Here is a 736-nt window from a genome sequence, read left to right as displayed (position 1 = left end):
AACACCATGGCCATCGGCGGCAACCCGGAAGCGGCGTTGCTGGCAGGGGTGAACGTTGACCGCACCAAGATCCTGATCTTCGCCGTGCACGGTCTGATCGGCGCGCTGGCCGGCGTGATCCTCGCCTCGCGCATGACCTCGGGCCAGCCGATGATCGGGCAGGGTTTTGAGCTGACGGTCATCTCTGCGTGCGTGCTAGGCGGGGTGTCGTTGAGTGGTGGGATTGGCATGATCCGCCATGTGATCGCGGGGGTGTTGATCTTGGCGATCATCGAGAACGCGATGAACCTGAAGAACATCGACACGTTTTATCAATACGTAATCCGCGGTTCGATCCTGTTGTTGGCGGTGGTCATCGACCGCATGAAACAACGCTGAACCCTCGCCATGTGAAGCCCAAAATGTGGGAGGGGGCTTGCTCCCGATAGCAGTGGGCCAGGTAATGAATATGTAGCTGACACACCGCCATCGGGAGCAAGCCCCCTCCCACAGTTTTAATCGGCGGAGAATTTGAATACGGTGTTCTGGCTGTAAGTTTGTCCTGGGTTCATCAATACGTAATCTGCGGTTTGATCCTGCTACTGGCGGTGGTCATCGATCGCATGAAACAACGCTGAACCCTCGCCATGTGAAGCTCAAAATGTGGGAGGGGGCTTGCCCCCGATAGCAGTGGGTCAGGTAATGAATATGTAGCTGACACACTGCAATCGGGAGCAAGCCCCCTCCCACAGTTTTA

The 736-nt window shown here is 56.7% G+C and carries 1 pseudogene; it reads left to right on the top strand.

Going from position 1 to position 736, the window contains the following annotated elements:
- A pseudogene (locus AOA61_RS21225) lies at positions 1–378 on the top strand (L-arabinose ABC transporter permease AraH); the annotation flags it as partial.
- Positions 379–736: the final 358 nt, after the last annotated feature.

The sequence above is a fragment of the Pseudomonas sp. 2995-1 genome (assembly GCF_002742505.1).
Lineage (GTDB): Bacteria > Pseudomonadota > Gammaproteobacteria > Pseudomonadales > Pseudomonadaceae > Aquipseudomonas > Aquipseudomonas sivasensis.
This window is presented reverse-complemented; position numbering and strand designations above follow the sequence as displayed.